At 47.0% G+C, this 16,755-nt stretch carries 11 protein-coding genes and 1 riboswitch; of the genes, 3 read left to right on the top strand and 8 right to left on the bottom strand.

Features of this window, described 5'->3' with window-relative positions; all coding sequences use genetic code 11:
- The 7 genes from AB4Z45_RS24845 to AB4Z45_RS24815 form a co-directional block, all read right to left on the bottom strand.
- Complete coding sequence (locus AB4Z45_RS24845; protein WP_441912297.1) at window positions 1-774, bottom strand: ABC transporter permease; 774 nt, start codon at window positions 772-774, stop codon at window positions 1-3.
- On the bottom strand, window positions 764-1,066 hold the full coding sequence (locus AB4Z45_RS24840) for a thiamine-binding protein (protein ID WP_076268307.1): 303 nt from the start codon (window positions 1,064-1,066) through the stop codon (window positions 764-766). The genes AB4Z45_RS24845 and AB4Z45_RS24840 overlap by 11 nt, the downstream gene beginning before the upstream one ends.
- Before the next feature lie 66 nt (window positions 1,067-1,132).
- Window positions 1,133-2,173 (bottom strand): ABC transporter substrate-binding protein, encoded by a 1,041-nt coding sequence (locus AB4Z45_RS24835; protein WP_441912296.1) that lies wholly within the window; start codon window positions 2,171-2,173, stop codon window positions 1,133-1,135.
- A 185-nt stretch (window positions 2,174-2,358) separates the two neighbouring features.
- Window positions 2,359-2,471: riboswitch (TPP riboswitch) on the bottom strand.
- 138 nt (window positions 2,472-2,609) lie between these two features.
- The gene (locus tag AB4Z45_RS24830) at window positions 2,610-4,082 is read right to left on the bottom strand and encodes a glycosyltransferase (protein ID WP_441912295.1); all 1,473 of its coding nucleotides are present in this window, start codon (window positions 4,080-4,082) and stop codon (window positions 2,610-2,612) included.
- 91 nt (window positions 4,083-4,173) lie between these two features.
- On the bottom strand, window positions 4,174-5,256 hold the full coding sequence (locus tag AB4Z45_RS24825) for a GerAB/ArcD/ProY family transporter (protein WP_441912294.1): 1,083 nt from the start codon (window positions 5,254-5,256) through the stop codon (window positions 4,174-4,176).
- 21 nt (window positions 5,257-5,277) lie between these two features.
- A complete protein-coding gene (locus AB4Z45_RS24820) occupies window positions 5,278-6,486 on the bottom strand; it encodes a Ger(x)C family spore germination protein (RefSeq protein WP_441912293.1) in 1,209 nt (402 codons plus the stop codon).
- Window positions 6,487-6,504: 18 nt separating this feature from the next.
- Window positions 6,505-8,052: a spore germination protein gene (locus tag AB4Z45_RS24815; protein WP_441912292.1), complete on the bottom strand. Its 1,548-nt coding sequence runs from the start codon at window positions 8,050-8,052 to the stop codon at window positions 6,505-6,507.
- A gap of 239 nt (window positions 8,053-8,291) precedes the next feature.
- On the opposite strand from AB4Z45_RS24815, the gene AB4Z45_RS24810 reads away from it, so the two are divergent.
- The 3 genes from AB4Z45_RS24810 (at window position 8,292) to AB4Z45_RS24800 (ending at window position 10,469) form a co-directional block, all read left to right on the top strand.
- Window positions 8,292-8,501, top strand: coding sequence for a hypothetical protein (locus AB4Z45_RS24810; protein ID WP_076268302.1), 210 nt, complete (start codon window positions 8,292-8,294; stop codon window positions 8,499-8,501).
- A gap of 397 nt (window positions 8,502-8,898) precedes the next feature.
- A complete protein-coding gene (locus AB4Z45_RS24805; protein ID WP_441912291.1) occupies window positions 8,899-10,143 on the top strand; it encodes a DNA polymerase IV in 1,245 nt (414 codons plus the stop codon).
- Window positions 10,140-10,469 carry a YolD-like family protein gene (locus tag AB4Z45_RS24800; protein WP_441912290.1) on the top strand — a complete coding sequence of 110 codons (330 nt, stop codon included), beginning with the start codon at window positions 10,140-10,142 and terminating at the stop codon, window positions 10,467-10,469. Before AB4Z45_RS24805 ends, AB4Z45_RS24800 begins: the two co-directional genes overlap by 4 nt.
- A 581-nt stretch (window positions 10,470-11,050) precedes the next feature.
- Here AB4Z45_RS24800 and AB4Z45_RS24795 read toward each other — a convergent pair.
- The gene (locus tag AB4Z45_RS24795; protein WP_441912289.1) at window positions 11,051-16,663 is read right to left on the bottom strand and encodes an S-layer homology domain-containing protein; all 5,613 of its coding nucleotides are present in this window, start codon (window positions 16,661-16,663) and stop codon (window positions 11,051-11,053) included.
- Window positions 16,664-16,755: the final 92 nt, after the last annotated feature.

The raw sequence follows: 16,755 nt of genomic DNA, 5'->3' as shown, positions 1-16,755 counted from the left end.
TCAGCTCACCTCTTTCTCAGGGCGCCAACGTATGACAAGACGCTCCGCTAGCGTTACTAAACCAAATAAAGTCAAGCTCAGCGCAACGATGATAGCAACTGCCGCAAATACACGATCTGGCATAAAACCTTTGGACGAAATAAGCATAAATGAGCCAAGACCCTTGTTTGTACCAAGCCATTCGGCAACAACTGCGCTTAACACACTATATGAGGCCGCAATCTTCAAGCCCGAAAACAAATGAACAATCGCATGAGGAAGCTCTAGTTTCCAAAACAGCTGCCATTTGCGAATACCGATCATTTGCAAATAGTTGCGAAGCTGTGCATCGGTATTCATAAGCCCGCTCAGCATGGCAACCGTGATGGGAAAAAAACATACCATGATGACCAGCAGCGCCTTTGGCAGCATGCCATAGCCTAGCAGCATCGTCAAAATTGGAGCAATCGCTATGATGGGTACGTTTTGCGACAGCACGAGCAGTGGATACACCGCCGATCGAACGCCGGGAATTAAATGCAGCAAAGCGGCGAGCAATAAGCCCACCGCCGATCCTCCTAAAAATCCGATAAGTGTCAGCTGCACTGTCGCTCCCGTATGCATCATTAACCTTGGCCAAATAGCGATAGCACCCTTCACGATTGATATCGGAGAAGGAATGAGCCATTGTTGAAATAATCCAAGCGATGCAGCCGCCTGCCAACAGGCAATCAGCACGATCAGAAGCGCTGCCGGTTTCCATACTTTCGACCAAATCAATTTCTTATTGCCCATCTGGGTATTTCTCCAGCAGCCTGCCCATGGAAGCGCCGTTTGCCGGATTGTAGTAAATTTTAATTTGTGAAATAACGGACGGGCAGCCCATCTCCGCCATGGCCTCACTCATCGACTGAACCACGCTGAGCAGATGGCTCAGCTCACCCTCCATCGTCGTTTCAAGCGGTGCTACACGGTAAGGAACACCTGCCGCTTTAATAATATCAATGGCACGATCTACGTAGGGAATAACGCTCTCGCCGCCTGGTGTTGTCGGTAAAATTTGAATGCTTACTAATGCATTAGCCATCGGATTTCCTTCTCTCTTTGTTGTATGTGAGAGCGGGCTTTCCCGCTCTCCGTATGTTCGAATTGCTTATTGTGGTAAAAATTCGTTCGTAAATGCCTTCTCCGCTTCAAGTTCCTTCTCCAGCAGCTTGTGCTCAAACATCCATGCCGCATAGTTTTCCCATACGCTTAGCTTCTGTTCGCCCCAGCGCGGCGCGTCATCTTGATATTTGGAGCTTAACCATTTTTGGCTGGCGCGCACAAGCTCTGCGTTCAAATCCGGCTCTGCTTTTATTAAAATTTCTGCTGCATCCTCCGCATTGCTGATCGCGTATTGATAGCCTTTGGATACGGCAGCAGTAAACGCTTTGACGGTTTCCGGCTTATCCTTAATCAAACCTTCGTTCGTCACGATTACCGGCGTATAATAATCCAGTTTGTCGCTGTAATCTGTTAAATAAACCATATTGATCTTCTCGCCGCGCAGCTCTGCTTCCACGCCAGTCCATGCGTAGTAAATCCATGCAAAATCAATATCCCGTTTCACTGCCGTAAAGAAGTCGCCGTCGCCGATGCTTATCATATTTACTTTGCTCACATCTGCGCCCTTCTCCTGCATAAGCGATTGAATGACCGCCTCCTCAACAGGAGCGCCCCAGCCACCATACGTTTTCCCTTCAAATTTCTCAGGTGAATCGATTCCCTTTGCAAGCGGAGAAGCAAAACCTGAGGTGTTGTGCTGAATGACAGCAGCGATCGATACGAGCGGCACACCGGCAATTCTCGCCATCGTGACTGACTCCTGATAGCTTACGCCAAACTGTACATTGCCAGAAGCGACCATTTGATCGGCACCGCTTTGTCCTGGTTGAATAATTTCAACATCCAGGCCTTGCTCCTTAAAAAAACCTTTATCTCTAGCTACATAAAGTCCGGTATGATTCGTATTTGGTGTCCAGTCGAGTACAACCTGTACCTTCTCTAGCGGCTTGTCCGCTGTTCCCTCTTGCTCTTTCGGCTGTTCGCCCTTGTTCCCAGCGCCACCGCCGCAGCCTGCCAGCGCCAATACGAACACTAGCATCGCGGCCACGATTTTCCACGACAAATGCCCTGTTTTTTTCTGATTCATGATGTTGTTCCCCTCTCCATGCTTCGATTCTTATAGGCGACGACTCCTCGTAGTATCCGGTTCCATGGCTGCATCATTCTAATCGCAACAAAAAAAAAGCGTCCCCCTAATCCGGAGGACGCCATATCATTGGCTGTGCAGCTGTTTATACAGCAAATGCTTGATCAATTTGATCTCGCCTGCTTGCTAAACAGAGCTTCTGTCCCTACGCTGGCATTATCCAGATCAGGTTTAACGGGTCGGAATTGTATAGAAAATCCCCTCTCAGCCGGCCTAACCAGCTCCCCGGAACATATTCGGTTTCGTCAATACCATTCATTGTATAGCAAAACCCGCATTTAATGCTAGTTTTTTTTGAAAATGATTATCATCAAGCCACGATACTCATCCTCTTACTATATAAGGCAGCCAGAACGTGCAGCTCCTGCACCAGCTGTCATTGCCCTAGATCAACATGCTCATCCAGCCATTCAAGCTTTGCTTCTTCATCAGCCGTCGAACTTTCTAAGTCTGCTGTAGCTTGGGTCTCTGCTGCAGGAGCAAGGCGTCCATATACGAGCAAGTATGCAGCTGCCAGCTCTTTTGACATCTCTTCAGACGTTAGCTGCTCTAGCAGATGGATGTATTCAAGCTGCTCCTGCGGTTTATTATCCGCACGTGTAATCTTCACATAGGTAAAACCGGCCTGCAAATAAAGCTGGCCAACTTGTTCTGCTGAGTACTGTGATGCTGCTTGATGCTGTGCTTGTGCATTAGCAGGATCTAAATATTGCCGAATATTGTCGAAATAATAGCGATTGGCAAAGCACCCGACTAGCCAGCCGCCAGGCTTTAATAGACGAACTAGATTTTTCATGGCTTGCGGTGTCCCGTAAGCATGAGCATCTCCGATTACGATGCCGTCAAGACCTTCAGCAGGCAGCCTCCAATCCTTCGGATCAATCGAGCGGAATACGGTAATTCCCGAAGCTTCTGCTACTCTAGCCGCCAGCTCATTACGCTCAACTCCGTACCATATTGCGGATGGGAATTGCTTTTTCATATGCAAAATCGTAGCTCCGCACCCGCAGCCTATTTCCATAATCGAGCAATTCTCGCGTCTGTACTCATGCGATTCCCGCTCAATTACGGTGCTGAAATCCATTCTAATATACGTTGCAGCACCAGGGTCAAAGCCCCATTTGGACATAAAAACAATAGCATTTTTTCTGAAGTTTTGTACATATTGTTCTGGCTCTGAGCTAAAAGAGACGCTTCCGTAATGATGAATAAACGTATCGCCGCACAGCATCAGCTTATATCCCGCCAGCCGGAGCCGGAGGCTATAGTCATCATCTTCAAAGTTGCCAATTCCGAAAATCTCGTCGAGCGATCCCGTTTTCTCCCATGCCTCTCTCCGCAGCAGAAGGCAGTAGCCAACCAGCTTCACGCGCTCCTCCCATTTTGTTCTGTCAGGGTTGGCATGCAGTGCAGAAGCAAACAGCTCCATTTCATCTATCGTCGTATAGTCGACCGGGATCGTCGTCCAGTAGGAAGCCGAATTCGTAACGGGGCTGACCGCCCCGATTCGTTCATCACTAAATAAGCAGCGCTTGAGACCGTCAAGCCAGCTTGGCGTTACAATTGTATCGTTATTTAGCAGCAGCAGAAGATCGCCCGAGGCCGCGGCCAATCCTTGGTTGCAGCCCTTAGGAAAACCAGCATTGCAGCCATTGTCGATTACGATGATATCGCTCTCGCTTTTAGCCCATTTTACCGTGTCATCCGTCGAACCATTATCTACAATAATCAGCTCATAGCTGCCTCTTTGCGTATGTCTCCGAATACTTTCCACACATTGCTTCGTGTATTCAAGCTTATTGTAGGTAACGAGAATAATGCTTGTCATGCAGCTATTGGCATCGCTCACGCGTATCCTCCTCAAGCAAGTATAAACGGCTCACTTACTCATAAAATATGTCAGCCTATCCGCTTGGGTGAGCACTGCGCGCAACTTTCAATCATGCAGCCTTTTTGTATTTCTTGCGTATTCCGACGAAAAGCATAAGCAGCGGCAGCACAATTTGGAACAACGGCGCAATCTTCAGCGTAACATCGAGTCCAATCCAAATATGGGAAGTATTATTGGCTTCGATAAACGACGCCCCATAAATAATGAGACCAATGGGCAGCACACAATATCGGTAGGCAATACCAGTGATCATATTGAACATGAATACCGATGCCATGTATAGCGCAGTCATTTTAACATATAGACCGATGAACAGAAGCAAGGTTACAAGCACATCAAGCCTCTCCAATATATTAGCAAGCCTAATTAACTGCACAACCTCAAGCAGCGGCAGTGCTGTAAGCGAGGACAGCTCTGGCCCTAATACGCATAGCGTAATGATATTCATTAGAATTAGAAATAAGGATACGCCAATATAGGCTTTGTAAGTGACTGGCCCAATCCCTTTCTTCTCGCTCACGTGCTTCCAAAAAACGAAAAAAATAACCATTTGTCCAAATGGAAAGGATAATAAATCTGGAAAGGCTGCCTTCACGACAGGCCCAATTCCGTGTTCAAAAACGGGAAGCAAATGTGCTATTTTGGGCAACCTGGCAACAAACAGGAGCAAAATAATAAAAGCATAGCTGAGCGCTGCAACCGGAAATAGAAGCTGTACGACACGGACAAATACTTCCACTCCCTTGCTGACGGTATAAGCGGCGGCGCTGATAATCAGCAGCATAACAATCCATTTCGGCGTAAAGGTGAGCAGCGCCGTCATCGTAAGCTCTCCGACGTCCCGTACGTTGCGCATCGATTCATAAGCAAACCATAACGCGTGAAGTATGCCTACAAAGCCGCCGATCCATTTTCCGAAGTGTATAACATAAAGCTCAGCAAGCTCCGAATTCGGGGAACGCTTCTGCACCTGGACGTACATAACGATAAGCAGCAGACCAGCAATTGCAGCAAGCGTCATCGCCAGCCAAGCATCCTGCTTCGCCTGTATGCCGAGCTCGAACAAAGGGGTGCTGCCTATTAAAAAAACGATGATCAAAATCGAAAGCTGGTTTTTGCCAATCTGCTGCATATAGTCTCCTTTCTGCTTATGTTATTGGTGGTCCTTTTCCTGCGCCTTCTTAAATCCACTCCCGCTAAGGCCAGTTGAATTCAAATTCACCTTAACTTTCATCTTTACTTCGATGTTCGAAAACTGCTCCGACCAACTGCCCGACGTTTTTAACCATTGCTTTGGATATTTATTGTGAATGATCGTTCCGAAGCCGATTACATCGGCTTTATGCTTACTGACAGCGCTCCAGCCTTTTTGCATAATTGCTGCAATCTCGTCCTCAATCCGTTTTTGTATCTTCTCTATTTCTTTCGGATTCATGAGATCGCCCTCGCAATTGTACTCCATCAGCGTTCCAGTCGCCTTTACGCTCACATCCATCAGCCAATTGCCACTTGAAGATTTAGGAGTCTGCGTTGTATCCGAATGCGTAATGCGAATAGATGAGTTTTTCGGTTGCTTCTTATCCGCTGAGCATGCGAATGAAATCGTCGTTTTCTTTACTTGATTTGCAAGCCACATCACGCCTTGGCTTTCTTCGTTGTTGATCCAGCCTACCAGCTTGTCGCCTTCAATAAGGCCCAGCTCAAACAATCTCACCTTTGACGGTGTACTGGTGTATGCAAGCTGCCCTGCATTGTCCACACTTTCTTTCGTACCGGACACAATTAATCCGGGTATGCCAGTGGCCTTTGTCGTTCCCAGCAAATCCAGCAGTACTTTATGAATGGTCATTTGACGAAAGGCAGAGCTGTTCATCTCTTCATTATTGATCATGCGCTGTATGGCTGCGCCTGGAATTTTCTCAAGCGGAATCAATTGTTCGAGCATCCGGCGCGCGCTTCCCTTTGACAAGAAAACGCTCACCGTCTCGCGGGAATCATGATTGCGCAAATAGGTATCTAGGAGTGGTCCCAGTCCTTTGCGCGCAGCAGCCTGACCGATAATGACAATTTGATTATGTGCGAAATAGAGGCGCCGCGACGTCTCCTGGCTTGCTTTGCTGACCGCGCTTCTGAAGCTTTCCCCTTGCGTGGAAAAAACATGGACCGCCGCTGTGCTGTTGCTCGCGCTTTGACTGGAAATGGCTTCCGGTATGACCACTTGATACGACAACACCCATTTCCCATCCTTCCAATCAACGCCGGTAGCAGAAACAATCGCAATATCATTCAGCTCTATGCGATTCCAGCAGCCCGTTGCCAGCAAACAAATGAGCATCGGCAGCAGCAGCCTCCATTTTTTCATGGCAGGTTCCCCCTTTCATTACGCCTTATCGGAATGACGCTGTGCCGGCGGTTTTTTTCCGTTCGGCCGCCGCCTTGGATTACGCAGATTCAAATCTAGAGGTCGAAGCACGACCGCCCACCATGGCAGCCTGACGAACACATCTCGCCATGGTCCTTGCTTGGTAGGACCTGGTGCCAGCGGAGACATAAACGGCACTCCGAACGAGCGCAGCGATACCAAATGGATCAGCATAAACAATACAGAAATGAAAATGCCGAAAAACCCAAAAATACCGGCCATAATCATAAAGATAAAGCGAATAATACGAGATGTGGCCGCCATGTTGAATTCCGGCATTACAAAATTGGAAATCGCCGTAAAGGATACGATGATCACCATACCCGCTGACACGATGCCCGCCTGAACAGCCGACTGGCCGAGTACGAGAGCGCCCACGATAGATATGGCGGGCCCAATCGCCCGCGGCATTCGTAATCCTGCTTCTCGCAGCACCTCGAAAGTGACCTCCATCAACAACGCCTCAACCAGTCCAGGGAACGGAATCCCCTCTCGCTGCGCCGCTAGACTAATAAGAAGCGTTGTCGGAAGCATCTCCTGATGAAAGGTTGTAACTGCGATATACAAGGCAGGCAGCAGAATCGACACGATATATGAACCGTAACGGATGAGACGAACGAAGGATGCAATGTCATATCGTTGATAATAATCCTCTGGCGATTGAAAAAACGAAAAAAATGTAGTCGGGGCCATTAAGACCATAGGCGAGCCGTCTATCATTACCGCTACTCTTCCCTCCAGCAGCGCTGCTGCCACGGAGTCCGGTCTCTCTGTATTTGAAAGCGTTGGGAACAGCGTGAACGTATCATCTTGAATAAATTCTTCCACGTATCCGCTCTCCAGCACACCGTCAATGTCAATGGCCGCCAGTCTGCGGTAAACCTCCTTAACGATCCCTTCATCTGCTATTCCATGCAAATACATAACGGCTACGTTCGTATGCGTTTGCTGACCGATCTTGTGCACTTGCACATGAAGGTCAGAGGAACGTATTATCCGCCTGACCAAGCTGATGTTCGTTTGAATGTTTTCTACAAAAGCATGCTGCGGACCACGAATCACGGTCTGTGTCTGAGGAATCGTAACACTGCGCTGTTCGCCGCCGTTCACATCCGCCGTCAGCGCTTCCGCGCTGCCATCCGCCATAATGACACATAATCCGTCCGTCATATTTTGGAGTGCATACTCTAGTGTGTCCACACTCTGTACCGAGCCGATTGATACGACGCAGCTGCGAAGCGCTTCCAGCAGCTTGCTTCCCTTCACATGAGCATGCTGCGGCAGCCTCATTGACATTAACGGCTCCATGACACTCTCATTAATGATTTGTGAGTTCACGATTCCATCTACATAAATAATGGCAATCTCACGTTCTGGAGCCGCATCGCTGCGAAACATTCGGATTATGATATCCGTGCTGTTGCCGAAGCAATCGCGAATGGTTTTGACATTCGCATGCAGCGACGGACTAAACGGCGTTAGCCTACCTGTGTTTTGTTTGTTCATAACGGCACCCTTCGTTTCCATGTTGCTTCTATTTTGGCGCATTATGGATGTAAATATGTACTGTCCTATTTGTGATTGGTTTCCGTGCTGCTCCGCGTATAGCATTCGTACGCCTAATTGGACTGCGAAGCTGTTCCCAACCAAACCTTGTCAATAATAACCACAAATAACCTCTAGTATAAGAACGTGCGTTCTGTATATAATAAGAACAAACGTTCTTGTTATGGAGGAGATGCATCATGACAATGGAAAAATGGTTCAGCCTAGTCGGTTGTGTCGTAGATGTGATTTATATGAGCAAAAAAGGCAAGTTTACGAAACGAAGAATTCGTGTCCTATCTGTGAGAGACGGTTATGTCAGAGCCTTTTGTATAGACTCCGGCGCACAGCGCGTCTTTCTTGCGGCAAATGTATTAGCAGCAGAGCTGGTGAGCCGAAATGTCTCTTAACAAAGTCATTATGCTTGCGGATTGCCAATCGTTTTATGCATCGGTGGAGAAGGCGGAGCATTCCGAATATCGCTGGCTGAAACTGATGTGCGCCCGCGTGACTATGAGAAGCTGGAGGAGATCAAAGTTGTACTGCTTGGTATCTATATTAAAATGTATGTGCATAAATACAGAAAACCCTTTCATCCCTAGTTAAATCAGTATTTTCTTGAAATATGTATAGTGAGCATAAATAAAAGTGAGCACAATTCCTCTAATTTATGCTCATTTTTTCGAGATGTATTATTGAAATAGCTAACAAGTAGGCTCTACCATTCGCATCACGAACATACATTCGGTATACAATAAAACGAAAATACTTTCTCATTTTGGAGGTGGTACCTTGGAGCCTGTAATAATGTTGGCAGATTGTCTCTCTTTCTATGCCTCTGTAGAGAAGTCAGAGCGCCCAGAATACAAGGATAAGCCACTGGCAGTGGCTGGTGACCCAGAACGCCGCTCAGGCATCATACTCGCTGCATGTCCAATCGCCAAGGCACATGGGGTTACGACAGCCGAGCGTCTAGGGGATGCTCTAGCCAAATGCCCAGACCTAATCATCATCAAGCCCCGTATGCAGCTTTATATCGACGTTTCGCTAATGATTACACGCATTTACGAATCTTACACTGATTTAGTGGAACCCTACTCCATTGATGAGCAATTTTTGGATGTGACAGGCTCGCTCCATCTATACGGTTCGCCTGAAGAACTGGCCGCTCTGATTCAGAAACAAATACAAGCTGAGACAGGCATCTACACACGATTTGGTATCGGACCTACAAAGATTTTGGCTAAGACAGCTTGCGACAATTACGCGAAGAAAAATGATGCTGGCATGTATACACTAACACCTGATAAACTGGCCGACACCTTATGGCAGTTGCCGGTAGCAAAGATGTTTATGGTCGGTAGTCGTATGACACGACATTTTAACGCAATGGGCTTTGAAACAATCGGACAGATTGCAGCTACACCTCTTGAAAAATTGAAGGTGCTCATGCGGCGCAAGTTTGGCCGCAACTCAGACATCAACGCTGAATTGTACTGGCGTATTGCGAACGGTATAGATGATAGTCCTGTACGGCCAGGCACGCATAGTGTAGCACCCAAATCCGTCGGGCATATGATGACGTTGCCGCGCGATTACTACAAGCTAGAGGAGATCCGTACGGTGCTGCTCGAGTTGACGGAACTTGTCTGCCAACGTTGCCGTAGCAAAGGCTACATGGGGCATGTCGTATCTGTAGGCTGCATGGGCGCAGATTACGACAGACCGAGCGGCTTTAACCGCCAGATGAAGATGGTCGATCCGAGTAACGTCACAAACCAGGTCTACCGCGCAGCCTTGCAACTACTGCAGCGTCATTGGGACGGTCTGCCTGTGCGCAAGGTCGGGGTTAGCCTGTCGGGCTTCACCGCTGACGATGAATACCAGTTGTCGCTGTTCGACCAGAATCGAGAGAAATGGATGGCTTTGGAGCGCGCCACAGACGCAATTAAGGAAAAATACGGAGACTCGATCATCCTTAGGGCGGTATCAGCGACACCGGCCGGTCAGGCAATGGATCGTTCCAAAAAGATAGGAGGCCACTACAAGTGAGGAAGAAGCTTGAAGGCAACGGCTTGTGGGAATCCAGCCGCATGATGTTGCCAGAACACAAACTGGCCATCAATGGCTTGTCGGATGCTGCGAAACGCCGCGATAGAATCCAACTCGACGATCAAGAGTGGGAACATGTGTCCCGAGCTGTTTCGGAATCACTGCTTGGAAGGAAGAAAGTATCCATCCGACTGTATCACCCCCTGGAGTTGCTCAACGTCATTGGTATTGTGGAGCGTATCGACGAGCTAAAACGACGATTCATGGTTGACGGCGAATGGTTCCAGATCGTAGACATCGAAGGAGCCATATTAGAGGATGATTGAGATTCGCAAGCACCTCCTCAGAATCAGTCTGAGGAAGAATGACAACAACAACAAGCAAGTTTCCACTAATATTCGTTAACGTGCTTTTGCTTTCAATGAAAACGGACATTGTATGCACTGGTATTATGTGACACTAATGGAGAAAATTCATTCCATACTAAAGAGCATACTCCATGATTGAATCACTGAGCATGCTCTTTATTTACAAAGTCGTATCAACAGTTTTCTCAATACCAAAAGTATCTTCGGGGACCGGCTCCCATGTTTTCATATCTTTGCTGATGGCATGGCAGGCGAACTGTTTTCCTTAGGGAAAGATGCAATAAAACATATGATAGACATCGTCTACTTTCAGAATATGTCCGGTCCCGCCTTCAATCTTTCAAGCCCCGTCTTCCCTGTAATTCACGAAATCCTTTGTTCTAAGTAAATGCCAGCCATGTTCAAGTCCCTCGCGGTGATTATCTCTCCAACCATGCAGATAGAATAGCTAAACTCCCCATCTTCTTAATAAGGAATAACATCCCCTACCCACGCATTATCCGGCCGATAGAAAAATTCTCATATGCTGTTTTCTCCTTTCAGTAATTTCCGATACTATCAATCAATAGCGAAAGGATTTGCGCACTTTCTGCGCGGTTCACTTTATCGTGTGGCATAAATAATTCGTTACCGCGGCCGCTGATTAAGCCAAGCTCCTTCACAGCTGAGACCGCATCCTTTGCCCAGCTGCTAACTTGGCTGGCATCTTTGAAACTGTTCGTTCCATTTGTTGAAGCGTTCCATCCTGTATGGAATTCATAAGCTTTGAGAATCATAACCGCCATCTCCTCCCGGCTTAAGGCATCCTCCGGCGCAAATGTATCAACACTTCTTCCGGATACTATTCCGGCTTCTGATGTTGCAGCAATCGACGAAGCGTACCACTTAGTTGGAACAACATCCTTGAACGAGGCTGGCTTCGAGGATTCCAGCCGGAGAGCCCGGCCGATTAACGATGCGAATTCAGCTCTGGTCACGAATTGTTTCGGTGCAAATAACGTTTCACTTACACCAAAAACAATTTGTTTGGCGGCCATCTTTTTTATTACATCATAGGCCCAATACGACGCCTGAATATCATCAAACGATTTGTCATAGTTGAAGACGCCATACATACTGAAATGGCTTACTTCCGCAATCAGTTTACCGTTTACACTCGCACCGCCGACATATTCCATGCTACCGTCTTCAGTGATAAAATAAATGCCTCTCTGTGTCTGATGAGAAGTCTCATTTACACTCAGCCTAATTGTGACCGGCTTGGAGAATTTTTTAAGCTGCAGAACTGTTCCATCGGCTTTTATAATAGATAATTTGAAATTATAGACATCTCCTAAAGCAGATATTTCTGCTTTATTCTTGTTTTTGGTACGATCAAGAAGTTCTTTGAACTGATCAGCAGATAATGAGTCCATTTCAAATGAGATTTGCGCATGTTCAAGTTCGTCTTTTGTAACCAGCCCCTGCAAATCTTTTAATACTTCTACGGGAACTTCAATTTCGGTCCCGCTATTTTTAATCTTCAAAGCGTTCTTGCCGTCATTTCCCGCTGTTTTAACCGGGAACAGCAGCTGCCGTTCTCCTTTAGCCATTTCAAATGACAAACTGCTCTGATTATTCGGTTTGCTTGCAGTCACCACAGAGTTGTTTGGCGGGCTGGTAGGACCTTCGTTGATTGGATCGATCACCTTAACCGGTACATTGAAGTCATCAACATTAATGTGACCAAAGCCGCCGGTTGATTGGTCAACCACCTTCAGGTAAAGCTCATCGCCGATATATTGCGACGCATCCCAAATCTTACGCTGATACTCCTCATAATTCGTGGCAGTCTCTTTAAACAGCTCTTTGCCGTCCGATGCCCGCACCAGCGCTACATATAGCTTATCGATATCACGCCCACCGCTAACCAGGAAGTTAATCTTGCCGTTACCGCCGAGGACGAAATTCTGTGATTTCAACGTTCCCGTCAAGCTGTCACCGCCCGCCCCCTCGTTAAAGCCCCACAAATGATAGCCGCCAGGAATTTTATGTGACGGATTGAAGTAGATCGTCTCCCAGAAAAGCTGGGTATTAGTCACATGAGCCTCCTGGAAAGCGTCTCCTTCTGTAATCCAGCCTGTTAAATCACCTGTAGCAAAGTCATGGTTAGACAAATCCGTAATATCGGTGTACACCGAGTTGTCCCAGTTATCAGGTACATAGACCGGAGCAGCCGGTTCACCCGTCAATGCATTCATCTCCCATACTTCCATCGACTTGACCGTAATTTCATTGTCTCCCCAGACCTGCAAGCCCAATGAGTCATATCTGCCTACGTAAACGCGGGTTGTCAGTTTTTTCTTGTTATTGGCAAATGCTTCGACAACCGATCGGTCGAGAAAAATATGCAGTTTCAGGTTCTCTCCGTCCAGATCCACATATCCGCCTTGAATGCCATCCACACGAACATCCGGATCAATACTGCTCTTAGTCCGGTCCACATTGAAGGTACCATTCGTCTTGTCATAATAAATCAGCGTTTCTTCCTGCCCGTTATCAGAGCGCCGCACCTTAAGACCAAATTTCTCGGCTTCGCCCGGGTCAATTTCCATCATAATCTCCAGCATGTCGCCTTTGATATTGTGGATCAATTGATTGGCAGTCTGTAAATTTTTCTCTGAAAAACTTACCAATTTTTCTCCTCGCAGACTCTGCAATTCTTGAATCGGTTCAATGCGCAATTCATCATGCTCATCCAGGCTTAATGAAACCGGAAGTGCTAGATTATGAGCCCAACCGGCCTGATATTCAGCTTGAGGCGTTCTTACATTCTGCACCATGGAATAGATGACCGTTCTTCCGTCAGGGGTGACCATACCACTCTCTGCGGTTAAATAGCCATCACCCACATCTAATTTAGATGGTTCCTCCTGATCAGGTATAAATTTAAAATTGTCCCGGTCCCAGGTTCCAATCCAGTAAAAAACCTCAACATCTCTTTGCACATCGTTCGCCGGTGGAACTTGCTCCGGCTTTTCATGTGGATTAATCATGAAGATATACTTTTGATTGCCCGTGCTATCTTCACCTATCGGTAGTAATACTGGCAGTTCCCATACCGTACCAAGCTCCGGGTACAGGCTTCTGTCACTGACGAATAATGGTCCCTTATACTCCCAGTTGTACATATCATCGGAAACGTATACCAATGCTGTGCCGCTATTGAAGTCTTGAAGACCCGATGTTACTAGTTGATACCACTTGTCTGTTTCTTTGTCATACCATACAAACGGGTCCCTGAACTCATTATGAATACCGTTTCCATTTTGCTCTGTAACCGGTTCAGGATATTTATTCCATTTCTCTAAATTAGGGTCCGACAGGTCGACTGGAGTCGCAAGCCCTGTTCTTTGGTTCGGCGACATAGAGTCATTGCCAGCAGTGTAAAACAAAACAGGATTGCCGTCGCGGTCATACGCTGCGCTGCCTGACCATGCACCATCTGGATCAAGGGTACCTGCTTCAGGCGCAAGTGCAGGTCTTGCATTTTCCCAATGCACCATATCGTCGCTAACCCAATGTCCCCAGTGGATTTGATGCCAGTAAGGGCCTTGAGGGTTATGCTGATAAAATAAATGGTATTTGCCGTTAAAATAAATCGGGGCATGCGCTTCATTCATCCAGTTTTGAGGAGGCATCGCATGGTACTGCGGACGGTGCTGATCACCGTCGAACACAGCAGGATCCTCATCAATGTCGTCATTTGGTATTTCTGGAATCACACCGCTGTGAAGAGCCTTTACATTCTCATATTCAGCAAGGATTTCCTGGCCAGTCAGAGCTTTATTTTGCAGCTTCACTTCATCGATGAGTCCTGAGAACATATTGAAAGAGAACAAGCCTGCCAACTCTACCGGTTTATTATTTTTTCCGATAATCAAGTTTTCGCTAGATGGTGTAATGGGAATGTTGACTGGTGTTGACTGGGAAGCTACTTCCTGGCCGTTTAGGTATAACTTAATCATCCCATCCTTTTTATCGAACGTTGCAGCGACATAATTCCACTTGTATTTTTCGAGTGGATGATCGTTGACCCATACCTGAATCCACTGACCGCCGATCCCGACCTGCATCGACCATGCGCCATGCCTGTACATGCCAAGTGCGAACCCTTCTGCCTTATCCTGATCGGACTGGCTCACGATTCCAGAAAGCTTGTTTCCATCCCCCCATTCATAGCTGCGCGGTGCGACCCAAGCTTCAAGCGTTAACGCGTCACTGACTGGAACAGAATTCTTTGCATTGACCTTGATTTCATTTGAGTACCCATCGAACAGCAAGGCACCGCCTTTTACTCCGCGCGGAGTCCATCTCGGATCCTTCGAGGCCATGTATCTAGCGTTATTAAATACATAATTCACATCGTGTTCAAGATTGCTTAATTCCTCAAGCGCCTTTTTTCCGGCACCTTCATCAAGACTCATGTAGAAAATGGTGCCCGTACCCTGAGCTTGAAAAGCGTCAACAGCAATACTGGCTTGATTGGATTGATCGATAACCTTGATATAGAGCCTCTTATTGTAGTGCTCTTGCATTTTCCATGAAATTTTCTCATTCGCACTGACATCCCCAGTTTTCTCAAGCAACGTGTTAGTGCTTGCATCGTATAGTGCGACGTAGGCATTATCCGGATTGTCAATACCTAAGACGGTGAAGTTAATCGTCCCGGTTCCCTGAAGCGTGAAGGTACCCGAAGTCAAGGAGCCCTGTCCTCCTTCAGAGGACTTGGCATAGAAGCTTCCTTCTTTACCGACCATAGCTTCATCAGTCACCTGAAAAGCATCACCTTCAACGGTCCAGCCTTCAAAATCTCCGGTTTCAAAACTGCGATTCTGGATTTCAGTCGGTATTATGTTATCCGCCATGATCCCATCTTCCGGGACAAGTTCATTGAAGGTGTTGAAGGAGTCCGCAAATACCACTCCCCAATCCGAGAATCCATTATCAACGATCTCCAGATACATATTCTTGCCGATATACTTGGAAAGATCGGCTTTATATTGCTCCATATTCGCGAGTCTCAAGCCCTGTGCTGGATCAGGGAACCCAGACTCGTTAAATTCAGTGTTGCCGTACCTCGCAATCAAGTCTCCCGTATCCGCATCAATAACACTTAAATACACTTGATCTGTATGCTTGCCACCGCCCAACCTGAATGTAATCCAGCCTGTTCCTCCCAGCTCGAAGGTGCTGGAGCGAAGCTTACCTGTCGCTGTCTCGTTATACTTCCATCCGTTTAAATGATAATTTCCTTCCTGGTTGTACGGGATTTGTTCAACCCAATAGGTTGTTTCGTCCGACACGCTGTTCGGGCCGAACGCTTCACCTTCAACAACCGTCCAGCCTGTCATATCCCCGGTTTCAAAGCTTGGATTCTGGATTTGATAGCGTTCAAAATCGGGCTTGATATCTGTGGCAACAATGCCCTCCAATGGCTCTGATTCATGGTACATGAAAAACGCGTCAGCAAATACCACTCCCCAGTCCGTGGATGCATTATCCACGATTTCCACATACAGATCCTTGCCCAGATATTCGGAGAGGTTTGCCTTATATTGCTCCATATTAGCAAGGCGCATGCCCTGAGAAGGGTTTGGGAAGTTAACGTCTGCAAATGCGCTATTACCGTACCTAGCAATCACTTGACCCGAATTCGCTTCCACGATATTTACATATAACTTGCCAGAATTTTTTGCACCGCCAAGCTTAAAGCTGATCCAACCGCTGCCCTTTAATTCAAAGGTGCTGGACCGGAGTACTCCAGTAGCAGCCTCATCAAACTTCCAGCCGTTTAAATGATAAGCGCCTTCCTGGTTATACGGGATTTGTTCCGCCCACCAGGTGGATTCCCCTGATATGCTATTTGTACCAAATGCATTCCCCCTGATAACGGTCCAGCCCGTCATGTCACCCGTTTCAAAACCAGGATTCACAATTTGATAGACTGATTCCGTAACAGACAATCCCTTGTTTTCCTTGTGAAGAGGGGCATCTCCTGCGTTAGTCGCTGGATCAGCGCCTGCCGAAATTACGGGAGCAACAAGCTGGAGAAACATAACCAAAATCACTACTCTGGATATCCAAGGTTTTTTAGTCTTAATTTTTCTCATTCAAGAGCCTCCTACATAATTTTTCATTCGTGCAACTTTGACATCTAATTTCGAGAAGCTCTCCTTGTACAAGGATGAATTGTAACGAATCA

The sequence above is a fragment of the Paenibacillus sp. MCAF9 genome, from assembly GCF_052114265.1.
Lineage (GTDB): Bacteria > Bacillota > Bacilli > Paenibacillales > Paenibacillaceae > Pristimantibacillus.
Note: the sequence above shows the minus strand (reverse complement) of the source record. Positions and strands in the feature narration are given on the sequence as shown.